The sequence below is a fragment of the Ruegeria sp. CK3 genome (genome assembly GCF_056536565.1).
Genome location: NZ_JBQFPV010000012.1, coordinates 64,928 through 87,782, shown reverse-complemented (window position 1 = coordinate 87,782; position 22,855 = coordinate 64,928). Strand labels below are relative to the sequence as shown.

Here is a 22,855-nt window from a genome sequence, read left to right as displayed (position 1 = left end):
ACGTCTGTTTGCTTTAGACCGTTCCCTACGCCGGAATTGCCCGGATCAGGTTCGATGGGTTAGCGCTTGCGCCTCTCAGCCCTTCGATAAGGGCACCCCAACGGTTGATGCGGACAATCTCAGGAGCGGTCTGGAAAATCAAGCCTCAATCCGCGTATCGTATGGCCAATATCTTCAATAAAATTAGGCCAGAGGAACGGTGGAGTTTGCGGGAACCTGCCCCACGCTCCGAAGCTATTTGCGACAGATGAATGAAGGATCACATCCTTTGGAAGGCCGAGCCACCCGGCGACAGAGACGTGTGGGGCGGCGGGATCAGAGCCTCGATCGAAAAAGGCCGCCCCAGTTAGAGCGGCCTGAACTTAGCTTTTCATCCCATCCCAGAAGGACTTCACGGATGAGAAAAAGCTTTTTGATTCTGGATGGTTATCCTCACCCAAATCATCAAACTCACGCAAAAGTTCTTTCTGGCGAGAGGTAAGGTTGACCGGAGTTTCCACAGCCAGTTCGATGAACATGTCACCGATGCCACCACCCCGCAAAGCAGGCATGCCCTTTCCACGCAGTCGCATTTGGCGACCCGACTGGCTGCCCGCCGGGATCTGCACCCGTCCGCGCCCGCCATCAATGGTCGGCACTTCTATGGACCCACCCAGCGCGGCTTTGGCCATGCTGACTGGCACGCGACAATAGAGGTTCACGCTGTCACGTTCGAACAGTTTGTGGTCCGAGACCTCAACAAAGATATAGAGGTCACCCGGAGGGCCGCCGCGCATACCGGCTTCACCCTCACCCGCCAGGCGGATGCGCGTACCGGTCTCAACACCGGCGGGGATATTGACCGACAGGGCGCGTTCTTTTTCGACGCGGCCCGCTCCGTTGCAGGATTTACAGGGGTTTTTGATGATCTGCCCAAGGCCCGAACAAGTCGGACAGGTGCGTTCAACTGTGAAAAAGCCCTGCTGAGCCCGGACCTTACCCATGCCAGAGCAAGTTGGACATGTCGTAGGTTCTACACCACCCTCAGCGCCCGATCCGTCACAGGCCGAACAAGCCACGGCTGCGGGGACGTTGATGGTTTTCTGCAGGCCCGAGAAAGCCTCTTCCAACGTTACGCGCAAGTTGTAGCGCAGGTCGGACCCGCGTGCGGCGCGACGTCCACCGCCGCCGCCACGTTGGCCGCCCATGAAATCGCCGAAGAGATCATCGAACACATCCGAGAACGCGCTGGAGAAGTCACCCTGCCCAAAGCCACCGCCCGGACGGCCACCGCCACCCATGCCGTTTTCAAAAGCGGCATGACCAAAACGGTCGTAGGCTGCTTTTTTGTCAGCATCGCGCAGCACGTCATAGGCTTCGTTCGCTTCTTTGAACTGCGCCTCGGCATCCGGGTTGTCTTTGTTGCGGTCGGGATGCAATTCTTTGGCTTTCTTGCGAAAACCTTTCTTGATCTCATCCGCAGATGCGCCCTTGGTGACACCAAGCACATCATAGTAGTCGCGTTTTGACATCAGTTTTCCCTTCTGCCTCAACGTAATCGGGCCGGCCCGGCAAGCGGACCGGCCCAGATTGGCCCGGTTACCGGTTACTTACGCTTGTCGTCGTCCAGATCTTCGAACTCGGCGTCGACAATGTCATCATCCGCAGGACCTGCGTCTGCTGCTGCAGGCTCTTCCTCGCCCTCTTCGGCTTGCGCCTTGTAGATGGCTTCGCCCAGCTTCATAGCAGCTTCGGTGACGTTCTGGATGCCAGACTTGATCTTGTCGGCGTTCTCGGTTTCCAACTCGTCTTTCAGCGCGGCAATTGCCAGCTCGATCGCTTCGATCGTGGTCGGATCGACCTTGTCGGAGTGCTCTTCCATCGACTTCTCGGTCGAATGGATGAGGCTTTCCGCCTGGTTCTTGGCGTCGACCAGCTCGCGGCGTTCCTTGTCGGCTTCCGCGTTCTCTTCGGCGTCCTTGACCATCTTTTCGATGTCCTCATCGGAAAGACCGCCCGAAGCCTGGATGGTGATCTTCTGCTCTTTGCCGGTGCCTTTGTCCTTGGCCGAAACCGAGACAATGCCGTTGGCGTCGATGTCAAAAGTCACCTCGATCTGAGGCATACCGCGCGGTGCCGGTGGGATATCTTCGAGGTTGAACTGACCCAGGATCTTGTTGTCCGCAGCCATTTCACGCTCACCCTGGAAGACGCGGATGGTCACGGCGTTCTGGTTGTCCTCGGCGGTCGAGAAGACCTGAGACTTCTTGGTCGGGATCGTTGTGTTGCGGTCGATCAGACGGGTGAACACGCCACCCAGCGTCTCGATGCCCAGCGACAGCGGGGTCACGTCCAGCAGAACCACGTCTTTGACGTCACCCTGCAGAACACCGGCCTGAATGGCGGCGCCCATGGCAACAACTTCGTCCGGGTTCACACCTTTGTGGGGCTCTTTACCGAAGAATTTGGTGACCTCTTCGATCACTTTCGGCATCCGGGTCATACCACCGACCAGAACAACTTCGTCCACGTCTGCAGCCGAAAGACCGGCGTCTTTCAGAGCGGCGGCGCAAGGCTTCATGGACTTTTTGATCAGGTCCGAAACCAGCGATTCCAGCTTGGCACGGGTCAGTTTCATGACCATGTGCAGCGGCTGACCGTTCGAACCCATTGAGATGAACGGCTGGTTGATTTCGGTCTGCGAGGTCGAGGACAGTTCGATCTTGGCTTTTTCAGCGGCTTCTTTCAGACGTTGCAGGGCCATCTTGTCCTGGCTCAGGTCGACACCGTGTTCCTTTTTGAACTCATCCGCCAGGTAGTTGACGATGCGCATGTCAAAGTCTTCACCACCCAGGAAGGTGTCACCATTGGTCGACTTGACCTCGAACAGGCCGTCATCGATCTCCAGGATGGTCACGTCAAAGGTGCCGCCACCAAGGTCATAAACCGCGATGGTTTGGGTTTCTTCCTTGTCCAGACCATAAGCCAGAGCAGCGGCTGTCGGTTCGTTGATGATCCGCAGCACTTCCAGACCGGCAATTTTACCGGCGTCTTTGGTGGCCTGACGCTGTGCGTCGTTGAAATAGGCCGGAACGGTGATAACCGCTTGCGTGACTTCCTCACCCAGATAGCTCTCGGCGGTTTCCTTCATCTTGCCCAGAGTGAAGGCCGAGATCTGGCTTGGGGAGTATTTTTCACCGCGGGCTTCAACCCACGCGTCGCCATTGCCGCCATTCACGATGGCATAGGGCACCATTTTCTTATCTTTTTCGACTTCGGCATCATCCACACGACGACCGATCAGACGCTTGACGCCAAAAATTGTGTTGTCGGGGTTGGTGACCGCCTGACGCTTTGCAGGCTGACCGACCAGTCGCTCATCTTCGGTGAAGGCGACGATCGAGGGCGTGGTCCGCGCCCCTTCGGCGTTTTCGATGACCTTCGGCTGCGAGCCATCCATGATCGCAACACACGAGTTGGTGGTGCCGAGGTCAATCCCGATTACTTTTCCCATATTTTCAATCCCTTTCTCTTTAAGGCGATGTCCCGAGGGCCGGACCCGTTATGGCATCCCGTCCCCGATCTGATGTGCGCGACAGCACTACACCATCGCGCGTCCCGGCGTATATAAGGGCCGGACCAGAGGCCTGCAAGCATTCTGAATTGCAGGTTTTCGGGAATCTGCGGCCTTTTTTGGCAAGGATTTGGTAAGGAATGGGGAATCCGGCATGGCTCGGCTGCTTTTACGGGGATTTGAGATCAGGAAAGGCTATCTGGACAATGCTGCACAGAACCGGCTGATCGATGCGTTACGCCCGATTCTGAAATCCGCGCCCCTATTCCGCCCCATGACACCATCGGGCAAAGAGATGTCGGTGCGCATGACCTCGGCCGGGGATTTGGGCTGGGTGACGGACAAGGCGGGCTACCGCTATCAGGACCAGCATCCCAAAGGCATGGACTGGCCCGAGATCCCCGAACCTGTCCTTGCGATCTGGCAGGATCTGGTAGGGCGTGATCGCGCACCGGATTGCTGCCTGATCAACTACTATGGCGAAGACGCGAAGATGGGCCTGCATCAGGACAAAGATGAGGCCGATTTCTCATGGCCTGTGCTGTCGGTCTCGCTCGGCGATGACGCGCTGTTCCGCATCGGCAACACAACACGCGGAGGCAGGACGGAATCCATCTGGTTGAACTCGGGCGATGTGGTGATCATGGGCGGCCCAGCGCGATTGACCTATCATGGCGTAGACCGCATCCGGTTCAAGTCATCCAAACTGCTGCCCAAAGGCGGGCGGATCAACCTAACCCTGCGCGTTGCGCGTTAGCGGCGCGCGCTCCAGCTTTGTGAAACGTGTTTCTTGGTGAAAAAGACGCCCAACAGACCGATCATTAGCAGCGCGACGCCAACCCAGACCGCATATTCCCAGCTTGTGTTGCGTGGGTAATAATTGCGGAAAACATAGCCGCGACACTGGTCGATCAAATGAAAAAGCGGGTTCCAAGCGAACAACATCAACATGTATCCGCCCAGCGCATTGGCCAGAAACATCTTGCCAGAGAAGATCATTTGCAACCGTCGGTACACCGTGGTCAGAATGCCTGCCGTCATTGGAAACCAAGGTCGCAGCGCCATCAGAACCAGCCCAACAGCGCATCCTGTGAACCACGACAAAAGCACCATCGCGAAAGCAGGCCCCGGTTGTTCGATCACCAACGGTTTTACTGCGGCATGGTAGAGGAATAGGATGATGAACATCGTCACCATCATTGTGTAGAGCGTCCCCAACGCCGTGGCCACGATCGTGATCACCATGTTCATAGGTGAGTGCAGCATCATCGGGTTGTTACCCGCTCCTACACCCGCGACCTGTTTCACGGCCCGGATATGCAACATGAAAAGGAAAACACCAGACAAGAGGTACAGAACAATGTCGCCACGCACTTTGGCCACTCGCGTGCCCATGAAGGATATGATCAGGTAGAACACCAGAACCATGACGAGAACCTGAACGATACTGCGTACAATCGCGACCACCGCGTTTGCGTGTTGGGTCCGGATGTCACGCACAACCGCATGAAAGATCAGTTCGGCCGTAGTGAAGGCACCACCCAGCAGGGTCTTGTTATTCCTGAAATAGAACACGTGTCGGGTCTTTCCTGCTCTGTTGACCTCAGTCTTTCACGAATACCTTGCCGTTCGGTAACCAGCACATCATAAGTCCGTCACCACATTCGATCAATAAACCACCAAATCGGAGCTTTTTTGTGACCTACGACGCCCTTATCCCCGTCATCCGACGTCTGGCACTGGAAGCCGGTGACAAGATCATGGAGATGTACAATTCGGATACGTTCGATGTGAAGGTCAAATCAGATGAAAGCCCCGTGACCGAGGCTGATGAGGCCGCCGATGCGTTGATCTCAGAAGGACTGCGCGCCGCATTCCCCGACATCCTGCTGGTGACCGAAGAACAGGCCGCCTCGCATTCCGAGAAGGGCGAGACATTCCTGATCGTTGATCCGCTGGATGGCACCAAGGAGTTCATCAATCGGCGCGGGGATTTCACGGTCAATATCGCTCTGGTCGAAAACGGCACCCCCACGCGCGGCGTCGTCTATGCCCCTGCGCGCGGTCGCATGTTCTACACCCAAGCCGATGGGCAATCGGTCGAGGAAACCGGCGCATTGGACAAGGCCCACGCCGGGGAGATCACGCCGATTTCAGTCTCTAACCCAGACAATTCCGCCCTTTTGATCGTCGCCTCCAAATCGCATCGGGATCAGGCGACCGAGGATTACATCAACAAATATCAGGTGCAGGACAGCAAGAGCGCGGGCTCGTCCCTCAAGTTCTGTCTGGTCGCAACGGGTGAGGCGGATCTCTACCCACGGGTCGGGCGCACGATGGAGTGGGACACCGCCGCCGGGCACGCTGTACTGGCAGGGGCTGGTGGTCAGGTGGTCCGGTTCGACAACCACACACCGCTGACCTATGGCAAGGACGGCTATGCAAACCCGTTCTTCATCGCCTACGCTCCAGGTGTTGAGTTGAAGGAAGCCTGATGTCCGTTCTGATCGCCATTCCCGCCCGCTACGCCTCATCCCGCTATCCGGGCAAGCCTTTGGTGCCGCTAACTGGCGCAACGGGCAAAGCCATGACCCTGATCGAGCGCTCATGGCGAGCGGCCAAGTCTGTGTCAGGCGTGGACAAGGTCGTTGTCGCCACAGATGACGACCGCATCCGGGACGCCGCCGAGGGGTTCGGGGCCGAGGTCGTGATGACCTCAGAAACCTGTCAGAATGGTACCGAACGTTGTGCAGAGGCACATAAGGTTTTGGGCGGTGGCTATGAAATCATCGTAAACCTGCAAGGCGACGCGCCGCTGACGCCGCATTGGTTTGTCGAGGACCTGATCTCGGGCCTTCGCGCGGCACCAGAGGCCGGTGTCGCGACGCCCGTTCTGCGTTGCGACGGTGATGCGCTGAACAGCCTGCTCAATGATCGCAAACACGGACGCGTTGGCGGCACGACGGCCGTTTTTGCCAGCGATAGCAGCGCAATGTATTTCTCGAAAGAGGTGGTGCCCTTCACGTCCGACAGTTATGCGGGCACAGATCCAACCCCTGTGTTTCACCATGTCGGCGTCTATGCCTACCGTCCGGATGCGTTGGCCGCCTATCCCAGCTGGCCCACCGGTCCGCTGGAACAGCTGGAAGGTTTGGAACAGCTGCGCTTCATGGAAAACGGCCGCAAAGTTCTATGCGTCGAGGTCGAAGCCAAAGGCCGCCAGTTCTGGGAGCTGAACAACCCTCAGGACGTGCCCAAGATCGAAGCGATGATGGCAGATATGGGGCTGGAGTGATCCCTTTTCCCCCTGACCGAGCCTGCCAAGTTGGCTTAGAAGCAGCCAACTATGACCACTGGACCTGATACAAAAACGATCCTTGTCACGGGTAGCGCTGGCTACATCGGCTCTCATGCTTGCAAAGCGTTGGCGCAGGCGGGTTTTGTGCCGGTTACCTACGACAGTCTTTTCACCGGCTGGCAGGATGCGGTCAAGGTTGGCCTGTCTGAACAGGGCGGCCAGAATGACCGCGCGAGCCTGGACAAGGTTTTTGCCAAGTATCAACCTCAGGCCGTGATGCATTTCGCCGCCCTCAGCCAAGTGGGTGAGGCCATGAAAGAGCCCGCGCGCTATTGGTCGAACAATGTGACTGGCTCGCTGACTCTGATCGAGGCCGCAGTGGCCGCAGGCTGTCTGGATTTCGTTTTTTCCTCAACCTGCGCAACCTATGTCGATCAAGATAATGTGGTGCTGGATGCGATTGATGGCAAACAGGATGGCTTGACCCTGCACGGCACAGACTACGACACGCTAGACGGAACCAGCGTCCGCGACTACGTTCATGTCTGCGAACTAGTCGATGCGCATTTTCTCGGCTTGAACTGGATGCAAACGGGCAACGGCAGCCGTAAGTTCTATTTGGGCACCGGGTCGGAGTTCTCGGTTCTTGGGGTCATCGAGCAGTCCAAAACCGTTACCAACCGCGCTTGTCGGGCCCCGCCGTGCAGGGGATTGCACCAAGCTGGTGTCAGGCTCGGTGAGCACCGACGGAGAGCAGGGTTGGAGGCCAAAATGCTCAACGTTAGAGACGATGATCATCGACGCGTGGCGCTGGCATCAAACCGTCACCTACGAGAAATGAGCCGCCTTTGACCCCCGTCAGCGCCCAGCTTCCCGGCATCAGCCCGGCCCAGAAATACCGGCTGCGTTGGAAACGACGCAGGCTGCTGTGGCAATCCTGGCGCAGCCGGCACCAGTTGGCCTGTTTGCAGAACAGAACCTTGGATATCCAGCGCGGAGATATTCTGGCCTTCATCACCCTTCGCAACGAGTTGGAACGTCTACCGTGGTTCTTCCGGCACTACCGTGCGCTTGGCGTCGACCATTTTCTAGTCGTGGATAATGGCAGCGACGACGGATCGACTGAGTATCTCGCGCAGCAATCCGACGTATCGCTGTGGCACACTCAGGCCAGCTACCGCGCCGCGCGCTTTGGGCTGGATTGGCTGACCTCGCTGCAAATCCGGTATGGCCACGGCCATTGGTGCCTGACTGTCGACGCGGACGAGTTGCTGATCTACGCACATCACGATACACGACCTTTGCAGGACCTGACCCGCTGGCTGGAAGAGCAAGGCCGCGCCGGGTTCGGCGCCTTGATGCTGGATCTCTACCCGAAGGGGCCGCTGGGATCGCAAGCCAATGTCCCAGAAAGCGATCCGACCGAAACCCTGAACTGGTTCGACGCCGGCCCCTATCGCGCGCAGCGGCAAACCCCGATGGGCAATCTGTGGGTCCAGGGCGGCGCGCGCGAGCGGGTGTTTTTCGCCAATACACGCCAGCGCTCACCGACTTTGAACAAGATCCCTCTGGTCAAGTGGTCTCGGCGCTATGCCTATGTAAACTCGACCCATTCCGCGCTGCCACGTCGCCTGAACGCGCTTTATGATGGGCCGAACGGAGCCGCGCCGTCGGGCGCGCTTTTGCACACGAAGTTCCTGCCCGAGATCACAACAAAGTCGCAAATCGAGAAACAGCGCCGCCAGCATTTTCATGATCCCGACCAATTCCAGACATACTATGATGGGATCATCGCGCAGCCGGATATGTGGACGGACCAGTCCGAGGTCTATACCGGTTGGTTAAAACTACAGCAACTGGGGCTGATGAATGCTGGGGATTGGCCGGATCAGCAAGGCTAGGGTCACTAACCTGTTGTAAATGCATTGCCCCTCAAGATGAAAAAATGGCATAGTCGGCGGAACCCGGGTGTAGGACACTCAGCAATCAATCCGGGGAAGCTCGCGTCAATAACAAGGGTTGGGCAGTCGCGTGGGCCTTTTGGAATCTTATCGCATGAGGTTGCGGCGCAAGCGCCGTCTCGTGCGCTGCGTCAAAAGACGGCGTGAGCTGAAGCCCATCAGCACGAATACCGCCGCCATCCGCCCGGACGATGTGTTACTGATGAGCGTTGTTCGCAATGAGAAGATCCGCCTGCCCTTCTTTCTGGACTACTACCGCACGCTGGGCGTGAACCATTTTCTGGTTGTCGACAATGACAGCGACGACGGCAGTCTCGAGTTTCTGCGCGCGCAGCCCGATGTCTCGGTCTGGCAGACGAAAACCAGCTACAAAAAGGCGGGTTTTGGGTTGGATTGGTCCAACTATCTGCTGCGCAAATACGCGCATGGGCATTGGGTTCTGACCGTCGATCCTGATGAGTTCTTCATCTATCCGTTCTGCGACACTCGCCCGATCAGCGCGCTGACGGATTGGCTGGACAGCTGTGCGGTGCGAAGTTTCGGCACCATGCTGATCGACATGTATCCCGAGGGTCCAGTAGACGACGAACCCTATGACGAGGGTCAGGATCCGTTTGAAATCGCGCGTTGGTTCGATGCCGGGAATTACATGATTTCCAAGAACCCCGAATATAAGAACCTTTGGATTCAGGGTGGCCCAAGGGCCCGTGTTTTCTTTCAGGACAACCCCTCGAAGGCCCCGGCGCTGAACAAGATACCCTTGGTGAAGTGGGATCGGCGCTATGTCTACATCAGCTCGACCCATTCACTGCTGCCGAGGGGTTTGAACCAGGTTTATGACGAATGGGGCGGGGAAAAGACCAGTGGCGCGTTGTTGCATGCCAAACTGATCAACACCCTAGGCGAAAAGGCACGCGAAGAGATGCAGCGCAATCAGCACTATCGTGGGTCCGGTGAGTACAAGGCCTACGCCAAACAGCTAGAGGAGCAGCCCGTTTTCCGCTGTGATTGGTCCGAGCAATACATCAACTGGCGACAGCTTGAGATTCTGGGCCTCATGTCGAAAGGCAACTGGGCATGAGTTCGCTGGGCATCGTCATGCTTGTCCACACAGCGCTGGACCGGGCCGAGCAGGTCGCCCGCCACTGGACGGCCGCGGGCTGCCCGGTTGTAATCCATGTGGACGGCAAGGTCGCCGAAAAGACGTATTCAAACTTTGTCGCCTCCTGCGCGGACAACCCCCTGATCGGATTCTCGGATCGTCATACTTGCGATTGGGGCCGTTGGGGTATCGTGGCCGCCTCACAATCCGCATCCGAGCAGATGCTGGAGAACTTCCCAGACGTGCGGCACGTGTTCCTGTCGTCCGGCGCGTGTCTGCCTCTGCGCCCGGTGCAAGAGCTGATCGACTACCTGTCCGACCGTCCCCGCGTCGATTTCATCGAAAGCGCTACAACCGCTGATGTCAGCTGGACGATCGGTGGGCTGGACCATGAACGCTTTACACTGCGGTTCCCGTTTTCCTGGCGCAATCAGCGCAAACTGTTTGACGCCTATGTAAAACTGCAACGTGCGACGGGCATGCGCCGCCGCATCCCGGACGGATTGACGCCGCATATGGGCAGCCAATGGTGGTGCCTGACCCGGCAGACCCTCTCGGCCATTTTGCAGGACCCCAGGCGTAAGGTCTATGATCGCTATTTCCGCCATGTCTGGATACCGGATGAAAGCTATTTTCAGACCCTCGCGCGACTTTATTCCACCCATATCGAAAGCCGGTCCCTGACCCTGTCGAAATTCGACTACCAGGGGCGGCCCCACATCTTTTACGATGATCACCTGCAACTGCTGCGCCGGTCAGACTGCTTTGTTGCCCGTAAAATCTGGCCCCGGGCCGAGAGGCTGTATCACTCTTTCCTGACCGATCAGACCAACGCGATGCGACCGGCCGAACCTAACCCGGGCAAGATCGACCGCGTCTTCTCGAAGGCGGTCGAGCGCCGCACCCATGGGCGGGATGGTCTTTACATGCAAAGCCGCTTTCCTCGTCACGGCAGCGAGAACAGCCTGACCGCGGCGGGTTATTCGGTGTTTCAGGGGTTCTCGGACCTGTTTGAGGAATTCGAAACCTGGCTGGAAACTGCGACAAACACACGGGTTCACGGGCACCTCTTTGCCCCGAACCGCGCCGAATTTGCCCAGGGTGAGACGATCACCAATGGCGCGCTCAGCGACAGTGCCACCTTGCGCGACTATAACCCCAAGGCGTTCCTGTCGAACCTGATCTGGAACACGCGTGGCCAACGCCAATGTTTCCAGTTCGGCCCGCGGGACACGCAGGACATCAACTGGTTTCTGGCGCGGGACAAGAACGCGCAGATCTCGGTCATTACCGGGGCGTGGGCGATCCCACTGTTCCGTTCGAACATGAACTTCGCCGATATCCGGTGCGAAGCTGCCCGCTTGCAACAGATCGAGAGCAAACAGCTTGAGGTGCTGAGCTCGGTTTGGACAAAAGCGCGTGTGCGGAGCTGGACGTTGGCGGAGTTCATTGAGGCCCCGATGGAGCCTCTGCAAACCATTCTGGACGAGATCGCGCCACAGACCGCCCGCCACCTGACCGAGGCACCGCTGATGGTCGATCTGGCGGGCTTTGGGCAGTTTCTCCAGAACCTCAAGAACCAAGGCATGCATCCGCAACTGATGGGCGATTTCCCCGTCGATGATGTGTTTGGCACCCGCACCAAACCTTTCCGCAAACCTTATCTGGTGCAGTGATCCTCAATGGCCGGTCCCTTTGAATCGTTCGTGATCCTGGGTGCGATGCGCACTGGATCAAACCTGTTAGAGGCCAATCTGAGCCGGATCGACGGCCTCACCTGCCATGGCGAGGCCTTCAACCCGCATTTCATCGGGCGGGTGAAATCAGACCAGATTCTGGGTCTAACACTAGACGAAAGGGACGACGACCCGGACAGACTTCTGGCAGCCATTCGCACGGCCCCGGACGGGTTGCACGGGTTTCGGTATTTTCAGGACCACGACCCGCGCGTCCTGCCTGAGGTCCTGAACGACCCGCTCTGCGCCAAAATCATCCTCAGCCGCAATCCGCTGGACAGCTATCTGTCGCTGAAGATCGTTCGGAAAACCAAGCAATGGCAGCTGAAGAACATCAAGCGCCGGTTGGAGGAAACGGTCGCATTCGACGCGGCTGAGTTCTCGGACTATGTCGATACCCTCGCCTCTTACCAGACGACTTTGCTGAACCACCTGCAAAGATCGGGTCAGACCGCCTTTTACATCAACTATGATGACCTCGGCGATCTTGAGGTTTTGAACGGTCTCGCCAGGTGGCTGGGAGTCGATGGGCGGTTGGATGCGCTGGACGATACGCTCAAACCGCAAAACCCTTCAGCCGCTGTTACCAAAGTGACCAACCCGGACGAGATGGCGCGCGCAGTGTCAGGGATGGACCGTTTCGCCTTGTACCGCACGCCGGATCTTGAACCACGACGCGCGCCAAAGGTGCAAAGACAAATAGCGGCTCCAACAACACCACTGCTATTTTTACCTGTTCCTAGTGGGTTAGAGCCTGTTGTTACCCAGTGGCTGGCGCGGATGGATGGATGCGACGAGGATGCTTTGCACGACACCCCGGACGCAGTCGAAAGCTGGATGCGAACCCATCCCGGACACCGCAAATTCACTATTCTGCAACATCCGATCGCCCGCGCGCATACTGCGTTTTGCGACTATGTTCTGGCTAAAGACCATGACGACTATGCCGATATCCGCCACATGCTACGCAATCGGTTCAAACTGCCGATCCCCGGACAGCTGCGAGAAAGGAACTACTCGAAAGATCAACACCATGCGGCATTTGCGGCTTTCCTGACCTTCCTGCACCACAATCTGAACGGCCAGACTCCGATCCGGGTCGATGCGATGTGGTGCAGCCAGTCAAAGGTGATTGAGGCCATGACGCCTATCGCCCTGCCCGACCTGATCCTGCGAGAAGATGACCTGCAGACCGCTCTGCCCGATCTCGCCACAAGCTTGGGGAACGCAAACCCACCCACGCCTGAAGTCCGCACTGCGGATACGCCCTACGGATTGGAAGAGATCTACGACGCACAACTCGAGGCGCTGGCAGCAAAAGCCTACCAGCGCGACTATGCGAAATTCGGGTTTGGGCCCTGGCGCTAGGGGCGCAGGGTGATCAGCGTACCTTTATTGACCATCGCGTAGATCTCTTCGATCTCGTCATTCTTGACGGCAATGCACCCGGCGGTCCAATCCGGGGTCTTCTTGGCGCGCTTTAGCTCGGACCGCAGACTGGGCTGACCGTGGATAAAGATATCACCACCCGGATCAACGCCCGCCGCCTTGGCCTGAGCTACATCCTGTGAGTTGGGATAGGAAATACCCAAAGACAGATGATAGCGGCTTCTCGGGTTGCGCCGGTCGATCAGATAGCTCCCCTCGGGCGTGCGACCATCACCACGCTTGGTTTTGGTGCCATTGGGCGCAAAGCCCAGATCAACATCATATTCCCGCAAAACATGCTCATGATGCAAAAGGTACATCTTGCGCGCGCTCTTGTTGACGACCAGAGAGGTCACCTCGGGTCCATCATATGTCAGAAATCTGGGGCCAGCTGAGGCACAAGCCGAAAGGCTCAGCGTTGCCATTGCACCCAATCCAAATGCTCGACGATCCATGATTCACTGCCTGCTGCTTTTTTTTGGGTATTATGCCAAAAACTGAAAAAACTGAAATCACTTTTTGATGTTTGATTGCTCAATTAGTCGGCGCTCTATGGCTTCCAGCCGCTCCAGCACCTCATCTCGGTAGGCATCGGTCTTCACTTCGTCCTCGGCGTGGTGCGCATCCTGCATCGAATTCACGATCAGACCGACCAGCAAGTTCACAACTGCGAAGGTGGTGACCATGATGAAGGGCACAAAGAACAGCCAGGCGTAGGGGTAGACCTCCATCACAGGACGCACGATGCCCATGGACCAGCTTTCCAGCGTCATGATCTGAAACAGCGTATAGGCTGACAGACCCAGATCCCCAAACCAAGCCGGGAAGGAATAAGAGAACAGCTTGGTCGAGATCACCGCGCCAATATAAAACAGGATCGCCATCAGCAGGAACACACTGGCCATGCCCGGAAGGGCCGAGATAAAGCCTTCGACCACGCGGCGCAGACGCGGCGCAACCGAGATCACGCGCAAGACCCGCAGGATTCGCAGAGCCCGCAGCACCGACAAACCGCCCGCGCTTGGGACCAGAGCGATGCCAACGATCGTGAAATCGAACAGATTCCAACCACTCTTGAAGAAGTTGCGACCTGAGACGATCAGCTTCATCGCGATCTCGACCACGAAAACCGCAAGGCATAGCTTATCGAGAATGACGATCAGTGGCCCCGCCGCATCCATCAGCGTCTGTGAGGTCTCCATCCCCAGCAGAATTGCGTTGAAAATGATCACAGCCGTGATGAACTGCCCGAAGAGGGGAGCTTCGATGATGCTCTGCAAGCGCTGTTTGAACGCCATGGGTTGCTGTCTCCTTAACGTGCGGGGTTCAGCACAAACCGCGCGGCCAGTTCCGTATGGGACGACCACCGAAATTGGTCAACGACCTGCACCCATTCAAGGGTGTAGCCTGCATCGACCAGCGTTTTTGCATCCCGCGCAAAGGTTATCGGATTGCACGAGACATAGGCGATCACCGGCGGCTGCGCCTGCGCCAGTTCCGCCACCTGCGCTTCGGCCCCCGCGCGCGGAGGATCAAGAACAACGGCATCAAAGCCCTTAAACTCATATGGCATCAGCGGGCGCCGAAACAGATCACGGGCCTCACAGGTGACGCGTTTCGGCCCCGTAGCCTTGCGCCATCCCTGATCCAGCGCCTGCGTCATCGCGGATTCGCCTTCCACTGCGTGAACTTCGGCCTCCTGCGCGAGCGGGAGAGAGAAGGTTCCACTCCCGGCAAACAGGTCCACAACCCGCTTTGCACCCTGCGTAGCTTCCAAAACAGCCCGTGTTAGAGCCTTTTCTCCGTCCTTTGTCGCCTGCAGAAAGGCCCCCGGTGGCGGGATGACCCCGGCGGTTCCAAAGCGTTGGACTGCAGGTTGCCGCATCGCGATCACCTCACCGTCCCAGCTGAGGCGCGCCAGCCCGTGTTTCTCGGTCGCTTGCGCTAAGGCCAGCTCCAGCGGGCCGTCCAGGGGCTTGCCGCCTGACACCGCGATATCCAGACCACCCTCGGACAGGGTCAGCGTAACCGCCAGTACACCTTTGCGGCTGCCACCCAGCAGCGCCAGCGCCTCGGCGACCGGGATCGCGGCGATCAGGGCCGGGTCCAGAAGATGGCAATCCGGGATTTCAGTGATCGTGTCGGACCCGCGACCGTGAAATCCGGCCAGCGTGCCTTTCTTCGTCCGCCGCACGGCAATCGTCGCCCGCCGACGAGACCGCTCGAGCGAGGTGTGGATCGGCCGCATCGGGGCCTCGAGGCCCTGCGCGGACAGCGCTGTGCGCACGATTTCCACCTTCCAATCCGCCACAAAGGCGTCTGATGCGTGCTGCAACTGGCAGCCTCCACACGCTTTGTAGTGGCGGCATGGGGCTTTAACCCGTTGATCCGACGGGGTTTCCACCCGCATGTCTTCTAGTAGCTGGCCGACCAGAGTTCCGCTGACCACTTCGCCCGGCAAAGTCCGGGGAATATAGACAGGGCCGTCTGCGATACCGTCGCCTTGATGACCAAGGCGATTGATGGTGAATTGCTGCGTCATGGGGGCCTGATAGCCGGGCTTCGCCTGCAACAAAACCCTTATTCTGCAGCCTCGGCCTGAATGAAACCACCCGACTGGCGATGCCAGAACCGCGCATACAGCCCGCCCTGGTCCAAAAGCGCCTCATGCGTGCCGGCTTCAACGATCCGCCCCTGATCCAGCACGACGATCCGGTCCATCTCGCTGAGGGTCGACAGGCGATGCGCGATTGCAAGCACGGTTTTACCCTCCATCACCCGATGCAGCGCAGTCTGGATTGAGGCCTCGACCTCGGAATCGAGCGCCGAGGTCGCCTCGTCCAGCACAAGGATAGGCGCGTCCTTCAGAATGGCACGGGCCAGGGCGATCCGCTGCCGCTGTCCACCGCTGAGCTTCACTCCTCGCTCACCTAGATGCGCGTCGTAGCCTTTTCGGCCCTGCGCGTCTTCGAGGCTCAGGATGAACTCATGGGCTTCAGCCTTCTCGGCGGCCTCGATCATCTCGGCCTCAGACGCATCGGGACGACCGTACAGAATGTTCTCACGCGCCGAACGGTTGAACATGGCGGTTTCCTGCGTGACCATCCCGATCTGACGGCGCAGGCTGTCTTGTGTCACTTGCGACACATCCTGCCCGTCAATCAAAATCGCGCCGTTTTCGCCGTCATAGAGCCGCAACAACAGCGAAACGAGAGTGGACTTGCCTGCACCAGAGGCTCCGACGATGCCTAGCTTTTCGCCCGGTGCGATCGTCAGATTCAGATCAGAAACGCCGCCAATATCCCGACCATAGGCAAAGCTGACCGCCTGAAAGGCGATGCTGCCCTGAGACACGGCAAGGTCTTTGGCTGCCTCGGCGTCCTCAACCCGATCGCGCTTTGCCAGCGTTTTCATGCCGTTTTCGATCTCGCCAACATTGGCGTAGAGACCCATGAGCGTAAAGCTGACCCAGCCCGTCATCTGGGAAATGCGGATCGCAACTGCACCCGCAGCCACAATGTCTCCGGCCGTCGCCATGCCCAGCTGCCAAAGCCATAGCGTTGCACCAAGTAACATCACTGGCAGGACCCCTGCCAGAACCATGAGGATGAACCGGAACGCGGCGGAGAGTTTGCCGAAATCCAGAGATCTTTCGCGCAGGTCGACCATCGCGTTTCGCGCTGTCTGATCTTCAAACGCGGAGTGGGCAAACAGCTTGACGGTCTTGATATTGGTGATCGTATCCACCACCTGACCCGACACCATCGCCCGTGCGCCTGCCCGCGCGGCCGAGCGTTTGCGGATGCGAGGAAGATACCAGCGGACTAGCATGAAGTAGACCACCAGCCAACCGGCAAAGGGCAGCATCACCAATGGATGAATCGACCCTAACAAAAGCAAAGATCCCACAAGGGAAGCTAACGCAAAGACAATCGCACTGATCGTTTCTGATACGACCGAGGCCATCGCGTTCGAGGTTTGCATCTGTTTCTGCGCAATCCGACCGGCAAAATCGTCGTCGAAATACGTGACCGACTGGCCCAAGGTCCAACGGTTAAGCTTGGCTAGAACCAAGGGTGGGATGTTCGGCATGACGATGTAGTTGTTGGACACCGAAGACAGGCCAAACAGGATCGGGCGGATCACCATGAAGAACGCCGCCGCGCCGACAATCATCCAGATATTCTCAGCGGTCAGAAAACGCTCGGGCCCGCCCGAGGTGGCGACGTCGATCACCCGACCCAGAATCCAGGCGGTGGCGGCTTCCATCGCGCCAGCGATCGCCGAGAACGCCGCCGCGACAAACAGCATGGGCCAAGCGCCTGACAGATTCCAGCGAATGAACGCCCCCAGCGTATGCGGTGGGGGCGTCTCGATGTTCTTGAACGGGTTGATGAGGTCGGCAACCCTCATTCAGCGGCCTCCGGATTCATGAAGCCGCCAGATTGCCGCGCCCAGAACTGCGCGTAAAGGCCACCCTGAGCCAAAAGATCGGCATGCGCGCCCTCTTCCACGATCCGGCCCGCATCCATCACCAGAATACGGTCCATCTGCGCGATGGTGCTGAGCCTGTGGGCAATGGCAATCACGGTTTTTCCTTGCATCATGCCGTAAAGGGTTTCCTGAATGGACGCTTCAACCTCGGAATCTAGGGCGGAAGTCGCCTCGTCCAACAGCAAAATCGGCGCGTCCTTCAGAATGACCCGCGCCAGCGTCACACGCTGCCGCTGACCCCCTGATAGCTTCACGCCACGCTCACCCACATGCGCATCATACCCGGTTCGGCCCTGAGGGTCCTGCAGGTCGAGGATGAACTCATGCGCTTCGGCCTGTTTGGCAGCGGCGATCATCTGGTCCTCGGTCGCGTCCGGGCGGCCATATAGGATATTGTCGCGCACCGACCGATGCAGCAAGGCGCTGTCTTGCTGGACCATGCCGATACGGCTGCGCAAACTGTCCTGCGTGACCTGCGCTATGTTCTGATCGTCGATCAGAATGGCTCCTCGCTCAACGTCATAAAACCGCAAAAGAAGCTTTACTAGGGTCGATTTTCCGGCACCAGAGCGCCCGATCAGGCCAATCTTCTCACCCGGTTGAATGGTCAGATTGATATGGTCCAAACCTCCGGCCTCGCGGCCATAATGGTGCGACAGATCGTTGATTTCGATCTTGCCCTTGCTCAGCTGCAATGGCTTCGCCGTCGGCGCATCCAGCAAGTCGATGGGCTGGGCAATTGTTTCCATCCCCTCAGCTACGATCCCAAGCTGGCGGAAGAAGCTGGTCAGCGCCCACATGATCCACCCGGTCATCGCGTTCAGGCGCAGGGTCAAGGCCGTCGCCGCAGCAACAACACCAACCGAAGCCGTGCCTTGCATCCACAGGGAAATCGCCCATCCCACGACGCCCACGATCAGCAGGCCGTTCAGAGTGACGAGAACCGCGTCCATGATGGTGAAAATCCGCATTTCGATCTGGAAGGTGCGGCGCGTTTCTTCAATGGCTTCGCGGGCATAGTCCATCTCTTGCCGACCATGGGCGAACATCTTGACCGAGTGGATATTGGTGTAGCTGTCCACCACACGCCCCGTCACGGTCGAGCGCGCATCGGATGCCGCCTTGGACGCCGGGCCAACACGTTGAATCGTCCAGCGAACCAAGAGTGCATACAACGCGAACCAGATCAGCAGCGGGATCAGCAATCGTGGGTCTGCAGCATACAGCAGAATCGCCGCGCCGATCAGATAAGCCAGCGAGAACGAAATCGCGTCAAAGACCTGAAACACCACCTCGCCCGCGGCAGGAGGGGTCTGCATGATCCTGTTGGCAATTCGTCCCGCAAAATCATTCTCGAACCAGCCAACCGACTGACGCAGAACATGTTTATGCGCACGCCAGCGGATCAGTGTGCCAAAGTTCGGCAGGATCGTATTGTTGAGCAGTAGAACGTCGATCAAGTGCAGCAACGGACGCAGCAGCAGGACAAACGCAGCCATCAGCAACAGTTCAGTCCCGTGGTTCTGCCAGACCTCGGCCGGAGTGCCGCCCAGCAGGTCAACCACGCGGCCCATATAGGCGATCAACCCGATCTCAACTCCGGCAACGATGATCGAGATCAGCGCCGCCCAGGCAAACACCCGAAAGAACGGGCGCGAATAGTCCAGCATGAACGGCCACAGCTTGGTTGGTGGCGCGTCGGCTTCTTTATAGGGGCCAAAAGGGTCAACGAGGTTTTCGAAATAGCGAAACATAGAGGAATGCTCCAATTGAGCAGAAAATTAGACATGCGAAGAAGAATGGCGCCTCAACACCACCCTATACGGGGTAAGCGTCCCGGCTTTAGCCGAACCAGATCCCGTAGTACATTCGCAGTCCTCCATCTATGTGACAGGCGCACGTAAGCACAAACGTTCTGATTTGTCATCCCCTTTTGAGACTTCACGCTACCCGGCCAGCAAATCCTCGCGCGTCAGGGTGAAGCCGGACGCGATCCAGCTTGCTTCCAGATCGGCCAGTTTCTTGCCCAGCGCAGGGCCAGAAAAGCTGGGGATGAGGTCCGTCGCCTTGATCGGGAATTGCGCGGCGGCCCCGGAATGCAGTGCCGTGCGCAGATCTTCGGACCAGGGGCGCTCCAGGAATGCGCAACGTAACAGTGTTTCGTGCAAGCCGCCCTCGCCGCCGTAACGGTAGCCCAGTTCGGCTACGCTGGTCGAGGCCTGCGCCTCCTCGCGCATCCGGGTCAGACGTTGCAATTGATTGCGGCTCAGGCGTAGTGTCTCCGCGTCCTCGGGCGTGGCAATCGCCGCCAGTCTGCGCACCGCGTCCGGTTCGGCACCTGCGGCCTGCTCGATCCCGACCAAAGGCGCAAGGGCGCGATCATCCGCGCCCGGCAGAAGCTGCGCCAACACCCCTGTGCTTCGCATTGCGGCAACGGAAGGGGCCGGGTCGGACGCACCCAACAGCTTCAACAACTCGGCCCCGACACGTTCCCGCGACAAGGTGGACAAACCGTTCAGATTCGCAGCAATCGCGGCCAGAGCATCCGGATCGAACCCGGCCTCGACATCTCCGTACCAGGCATGAAACCGAAAATAGCGCAGGGATCGTAGGTAGTCTTCGCGGATGCGGTTTTCTGCAGTCCCGATGAACCGCACGCGACGCGCCTGAAGGTCCGGCAGGCCCAAAAGCGGGTCTAACAAAACCCCATTTGGTTTTGCATAGATCGCGTTCATGGTGAAATCGCGCCGGGCTGCATCCTCTTCCACCTTGTCCGAGAAGGCCACGACCGCGCGGCGGCCATCGGTTTCCACGTCGCGGCGAAAGGTGGTGATCTCATGCGGGATATGATTGCAGACCACAGTGATCGTGCCGTGATCAATTCCCGTAGGGATCGCCTTGAGCCCAGCGCTCTGCGCCAGCTCCAGCACCCTTTTGGGATGCGCATCCGTTGCGATATCAATGTCCGACACCGGCGCGCCCAAAAGCGCGTTGCGCACGCATCCACCAACAAACAGCGCTTGCGCACCGCCATCCGTGAGGGCCGCGCATACCTTTTGTGTCGCAGGGTCCGAAACCCAAGCCGCGCTGATTTGCTTCATTCACTCACCCGTGCTGCAAGCCCGCGCAATATGCGGGCGGTCGCGCCCCATATGTAATAAGGGCCATAGGGCACGGCAAAATACTTCCGTCTTGTCCCCTGCCAACGGCGCGACTCGATCACATAATTCGCAGGGTTCAGCACATGTGCAAGAGGGACCGAGAAGATTTCGTCGACTTCGCCGGGTTCGGGCACCGGGTCGAAGCCCTGCCGGATGATCGCCACCACCGGGGTGACCGAGAAAGACGTGACGGTTTCATGCATGGGGAGAAAACCCACAACCTCGGGCAGGTCAGTGGGCAGACCGACCTCTTCCCGCGCCTCACGCAGGGCAGCGGCGGTGACATCCGCGTCACCTTCATCCTGCTTGCCGCCGGGAAAGGCGATCTGGCCGGGATGGTGCTTCAACGCCGAGGATCGTTTGGTCAGGATCAGCCGTGGCATCCCGTCCGAGACCGTGATCGGCACCAGCACCCCCGCCGGGCGCAGTTTGCGCCCCGGCGGCAGCACGGTGTCTGGGTTCAGGTCAAAGTCACTGGACCCATGGCCCGGACGACCCAAAGCCGTTCGGAGTTGTGTCTCTAACTCAGACACTTTTGCTGTCTTCGGCGTCAAACCCTACGGTGGCAGGATCCAAAACGTAGTGCGCACCGCAGAACTGACAATCGGCCGTAACCTGACCTTCGGGGGTGGTCATCTTTTCGATGTCCTTGGCCGAATAGATCGACAGGCTTTGGCGCACACGCTCTTCTGAGCAGGTACAGCCGAACTGCACCTGCTGCGCGTCATAGACCCGTGGGTTTTCCTCGTGGAATAGACGCACCAGCAGATCGGTTGGCGCAATCGAAGGGCCGATCAGCTCAAGATCCTCGACCGTATCCAGCAGAATATTGACGCGGCCCCAGTTCTCACCCTCTTCGCCATCGACGAGATCAGTGGCGGTCAGGATCTCTCCGGTGCCTTCGCTGGACGCCGAAAAAGGCGAAGCTTTGGGCATATGTTGCAACATGATGCCGCCTGCGCGCCAATGCTCACCCACACCCGGCTCGGTCGATTTGCCGAAGCTCAGCGAGAACCGGGTCGGCAACTGCTCGGACTGCGCAAAATAGGCTTCGGCGCAGGCACTGATCGAGCCTCCGGCCAGCGGAGTGATGCCCTGATAAGGCTGTGTGCCTTCGCCCTGGTCGATCATGATCGCGAAATAGCCCTCGCCCACCTGATCGAACGGCGCGCCCTCGGTCAGACGATCGCGGTCGAAACTGGCGTAAGCGCGGATGCGGGCCGGCTCACCCTCTTTCTGTGGCGCGTAGTAGTCGGTGGCAATCATGCGCACCGGACCCTTGGACTGCACCTGCAATGACAGCTTCCAGCGAAGCGAGACCGTCTGGCCGATCAACGCGGTCAGCAGTGCCATCTCGGCCACGAGGGCCTCAACCTTTTCAGGATAGTCATGCTGTTTCAGGATGCCGTCCAGCACGCCATCCAGACGGGCCACACGCCCGCGCATGTCCGATACATCGAGTTGAAAGGGCAGGACGGTATCGTCCCACGCGATTTTTGTTCCAAGAGACATGGGGTTTCCTTACACGCCAAGGGTTGGCATACCGGCACCATATAGGTCGCAGAGATTGGGTTGTAAGGGGCCATACATGATCAGACGGTTCGGCGAAAGCCCTGAACCCGGGCGCAAGTACACCCGGCGGGTCGGAGTCTACGCGTTGCTGCCCCGCTCAGGGCACCTTCTTCTGACCTGCCAGACCGAACCGGGGCCGGATCTGCAATTGCCCGGCGGCGGAATAGATCCGGGCGAATCACCCGCAACCGCTCTGCACCGCGAAGTGTTTGAGGAAACGGGCTGGCTGATCGCGGCACCCCGTCGTGTCGGCGCGTTCCGGCGATTTACCTATATGCCGGAATATGACCTCTGGGCCGAGAAGGTCTGCCTGATCTATCACGCGCGCCCGGTACGGCGACTGGGGCCACCGGGCGAACCGTTCCACGAAGCGCTCTGGATGCATACCGCCGACGCGGTTGAAACGCTGGGCAACGATGGCGATCGCCATTTCGCGTTGCTGCATCTTCGCGGGCTTTAGATCGTTTCGGGTTTAGCCTGCAACGCGAATACCCTGCCACGCTTTCAGCGTTTTCGGGACATTTGTTTCACTTGATGATTCAGATAAAAT

General features: G+C 58.6%; 19 protein-coding genes, 1 pseudogene and 1 riboswitch. Of the genes and pseudogenes, 9 read left to right on the top strand and 11 right to left on the bottom strand.

Annotated elements, in window-relative coordinates; genetic code table 11:
- Positions 1–5: 5 nt before the first annotated feature.
- Positions 6–110: riboswitch (TPP riboswitch) on the bottom strand.
- A 252-nt stretch (positions 111–362) separates the two neighbouring features.
- Positions 363–1,511 carry a molecular chaperone DnaJ gene (gene dnaJ / locus ACR0C3_RS18695; RefSeq protein ID WP_170380244.1) on the bottom strand — a complete coding sequence of 383 codons (1,149 nt, stop codon included), beginning with the start codon at positions 1,509–1,511 and terminating at the stop codon, positions 363–365.
- A gap of 74 nt (positions 1,512–1,585) precedes the next feature.
- Positions 1,586–3,493 (bottom strand): molecular chaperone DnaK, encoded by a 1,908-nt coding sequence (gene dnaK / locus ACR0C3_RS18690; protein WP_170380243.1) that lies wholly within the window; start codon positions 3,491–3,493, stop codon positions 1,586–1,588.
- Positions 3,494–3,707: 214 nt separating this feature from the next.
- On the opposite strand from dnaK, the gene ACR0C3_RS18685 reads away from it, so the two are divergent.
- Positions 3,708–4,310 (top strand): alpha-ketoglutarate-dependent dioxygenase AlkB family protein, encoded by a 603-nt coding sequence (locus ACR0C3_RS18685; protein ID WP_480759896.1) that lies wholly within the window; start codon positions 3,708–3,710, stop codon positions 4,308–4,310.
- On the opposite strand, the gene ACR0C3_RS18680 is transcribed toward ACR0C3_RS18685, so the two are convergent.
- Positions 4,307–5,128, bottom strand: coding sequence for an ABC transporter permease (locus ACR0C3_RS18680; protein WP_480759894.1), 822 nt, complete (start codon positions 5,126–5,128; stop codon positions 4,307–4,309). The two genes, ACR0C3_RS18685 and ACR0C3_RS18680, sit on opposite strands and share 4 nt — an antisense overlap.
- A 122-nt stretch (positions 5,129–5,250) precedes the next feature.
- Here ACR0C3_RS18680 and cysQ point away from each other — a divergent pair, with 122 nt between their 5' ends.
- From cysQ to ACR0C3_RS18645, 7 genes and pseudogenes are all read left to right on the top strand, one after another.
- Complete coding sequence (cysQ, locus tag ACR0C3_RS18675; protein ID WP_480759892.1) at positions 5,251–6,048, top strand: 3'(2'),5'-bisphosphate nucleotidase CysQ; 798 nt, start codon at positions 5,251–5,253, stop codon at positions 6,046–6,048.
- Positions 6,048–6,848: a 3-deoxy-manno-octulosonate cytidylyltransferase family protein gene (locus tag ACR0C3_RS18670; RefSeq protein ID WP_480759891.1), complete on the top strand. Its 801-nt coding sequence runs from the start codon at positions 6,048–6,050 to the stop codon at positions 6,846–6,848. Before cysQ ends, ACR0C3_RS18670 begins: the two co-directional genes overlap by 1 nt.
- A gap of 51 nt (positions 6,849–6,899) precedes the next feature.
- Positions 6,900–7,692: pseudogene (locus ACR0C3_RS18665) on the top strand (NAD-dependent epimerase/dehydratase family protein).
- A 7-nt stretch (positions 7,693–7,699) separates the two neighbouring features.
- Positions 7,700–8,752: a glycosyltransferase family 2 protein gene (locus ACR0C3_RS18660; RefSeq protein ID WP_480759890.1), complete on the top strand. Its 1,053-nt coding sequence runs from the start codon at positions 7,700–7,702 to the stop codon at positions 8,750–8,752.
- 154 nt (positions 8,753–8,906) lie between these two features.
- Entirely contained in the window at positions 8,907–9,893 is a 987-nt protein-coding gene (locus tag ACR0C3_RS18655) for a glycosyltransferase family 2 protein (RefSeq protein ID WP_480759889.1), read from the top strand.
- Complete coding sequence (locus tag ACR0C3_RS18650) at positions 9,890–11,590, top strand: DUF5927 domain-containing protein (protein ID WP_480759888.1); 1,701 nt, start codon at positions 9,890–9,892, stop codon at positions 11,588–11,590. Before ACR0C3_RS18655 ends, ACR0C3_RS18650 begins: the two co-directional genes overlap by 4 nt.
- A 6-nt stretch (positions 11,591–11,596) precedes the next feature.
- Positions 11,597–13,018, top strand: a complete 1,422-nt coding sequence (locus tag ACR0C3_RS18645) for a nodulation protein NodH (RefSeq protein ID WP_480759886.1) — start codon at positions 11,597–11,599, stop codon at positions 13,016–13,018.
- Here the strand turns inward: ACR0C3_RS18645 and ACR0C3_RS18640 are convergent.
- The 8 genes from ACR0C3_RS18640 to hslO all read right to left on the bottom strand — a co-directional run bounded on the left by ACR0C3_RS18640 (position 13,015) and on the right by hslO (position 22,245).
- Positions 13,015–13,533 carry a L,D-transpeptidase family protein gene (locus ACR0C3_RS18640; RefSeq protein WP_170470749.1) on the bottom strand — a complete coding sequence of 173 codons (519 nt, stop codon included), beginning with the start codon at positions 13,531–13,533 and terminating at the stop codon, positions 13,015–13,017. The genes ACR0C3_RS18645 and ACR0C3_RS18640 overlap by 4 nt on opposite strands.
- A gap of 57 nt (positions 13,534–13,590) precedes the next feature.
- Positions 13,591–14,376: an ion transporter gene (locus ACR0C3_RS18635; protein ID WP_480759885.1), complete on the bottom strand. Its 786-nt coding sequence runs from the start codon at positions 14,374–14,376 to the stop codon at positions 13,591–13,593.
- Positions 14,377–14,390: 14 nt separating this feature from the next.
- Positions 14,391–15,620 (bottom strand): class I SAM-dependent RNA methyltransferase, encoded by a 1,230-nt coding sequence (locus ACR0C3_RS18630; protein WP_480759884.1) that lies wholly within the window; start codon positions 15,618–15,620, stop codon positions 14,391–14,393.
- Positions 15,621–15,658: 38 nt separating this feature from the next.
- Positions 15,659–17,491, bottom strand: a complete 1,833-nt coding sequence (locus ACR0C3_RS18625; RefSeq protein WP_480759882.1) for an ABC transporter ATP-binding protein — start codon at positions 17,489–17,491, stop codon at positions 15,659–15,661.
- Complete coding sequence (locus tag ACR0C3_RS18620) at positions 17,488–19,326, bottom strand: ABC transporter ATP-binding protein (RefSeq protein WP_480759880.1); 1,839 nt, start codon at positions 19,324–19,326, stop codon at positions 17,488–17,490. Before ACR0C3_RS18620 ends, ACR0C3_RS18625 begins: the two co-directional genes overlap by 4 nt.
- 192 nt (positions 19,327–19,518) lie before the next feature.
- On the bottom strand, positions 19,519–20,673 hold the full coding sequence (locus ACR0C3_RS18615; protein ID WP_480759879.1) for a CCA tRNA nucleotidyltransferase: 1,155 nt from the start codon (positions 20,671–20,673) through the stop codon (positions 19,519–19,521).
- Positions 20,670–21,266 carry a CoA pyrophosphatase gene (locus ACR0C3_RS18610; protein ID WP_480759877.1) on the bottom strand — a complete coding sequence of 199 codons (597 nt, stop codon included), beginning with the start codon at positions 21,264–21,266 and terminating at the stop codon, positions 20,670–20,672. The genes ACR0C3_RS18615 and ACR0C3_RS18610 overlap by 4 nt, the downstream gene beginning before the upstream one ends.
- Positions 21,259–22,245: an Hsp33 family molecular chaperone HslO gene (hslO, locus tag ACR0C3_RS18605; RefSeq protein WP_480759876.1), complete on the bottom strand. Its 987-nt coding sequence runs from the start codon at positions 22,243–22,245 to the stop codon at positions 21,259–21,261. The genes ACR0C3_RS18610 and hslO overlap by 8 nt, the downstream gene beginning before the upstream one ends.
- 76 nt (positions 22,246–22,321) lie before the next feature.
- On the opposite strand from hslO, the gene ACR0C3_RS18600 reads away from it, so the two are divergent.
- Positions 22,322–22,765 (top strand): NUDIX hydrolase, encoded by a 444-nt coding sequence (locus tag ACR0C3_RS18600; protein WP_480759875.1) that lies wholly within the window; start codon positions 22,322–22,324, stop codon positions 22,763–22,765.
- Positions 22,766–22,855 lie beyond the last annotated feature (90 nt).

Bases quoted from the DNA above. Each gene is read 5' to 3' on its own strand.
- dnaJ (WP_170380244.1), bottom strand. From the start codon at position 1,511: ATGTCAAAACGCGACTACTATGATGTGCTTGGTGTCACCAAGGGCGCA.
- ACR0C3_RS18650 (WP_480759888.1), top strand. From the start codon at position 9,890: ATGAGTTCGCTGGGCATCGTCATGCTTGTCCACACAGCGCTGGACCGG.
- ACR0C3_RS18630 (WP_480759884.1), bottom strand. From the start codon at position 15,620: ATGACGCAGCAATTCACCATCAATCGCCTTGGTCATCAAGGCGACGGT.
- ACR0C3_RS18640 (WP_170470749.1), bottom strand. From the start codon at position 13,533: ATGGATCGTCGAGCATTTGGATTGGGTGCAATGGCAACGCTGAGCCTT.
- ACR0C3_RS18655 (WP_480759889.1), top strand. From the start codon at position 8,907: ATGAGGTTGCGGCGCAAGCGCCGTCTCGTGCGCTGCGTCAAAAGACGG.
- hslO (WP_480759876.1), bottom strand. From the start codon at position 22,245: ATGTCTCTTGGAACAAAAATCGCGTGGGACGATACCGTCCTGCCCTTT.
- ACR0C3_RS18645 (WP_480759886.1), top strand. From the start codon at position 11,597: ATGGCCGGTCCCTTTGAATCGTTCGTGATCCTGGGTGCGATGCGCACT.
- ACR0C3_RS18625 (WP_480759882.1), bottom strand. From the start codon at position 17,491: ATGAGGGTTGCCGACCTCATCAACCCGTTCAAGAACATCGAGACGCCC.
- ACR0C3_RS18685 (WP_480759896.1), top strand. From the start codon at position 3,708: ATGGCTCGGCTGCTTTTACGGGGATTTGAGATCAGGAAAGGCTATCTG.
- ACR0C3_RS18615 (WP_480759879.1), bottom strand. From the start codon at position 20,673: ATGAAGCAAATCAGCGCGGCTTGGGTTTCGGACCCTGCGACACAAAAG.
- dnaK (WP_170380243.1), bottom strand. From the start codon at position 3,493: ATGGGAAAAGTAATCGGGATTGACCTCGGCACCACCAACTCGTGTGTT.
- ACR0C3_RS18620 (WP_480759880.1), bottom strand. From the start codon at position 19,326: ATGTTTCGCTATTTCGAAAACCTCGTTGACCCTTTTGGCCCCTATAAA.
- ACR0C3_RS18670 (WP_480759891.1), top strand. From the start codon at position 6,048: ATGTCCGTTCTGATCGCCATTCCCGCCCGCTACGCCTCATCCCGCTAT.
- ACR0C3_RS18635 (WP_480759885.1), bottom strand. From the start codon at position 14,376: ATGGCGTTCAAACAGCGCTTGCAGAGCATCATCGAAGCTCCCCTCTTC.
- ACR0C3_RS18600 (WP_480759875.1), top strand. From the start codon at position 22,322: ATGATCAGACGGTTCGGCGAAAGCCCTGAACCCGGGCGCAAGTACACC.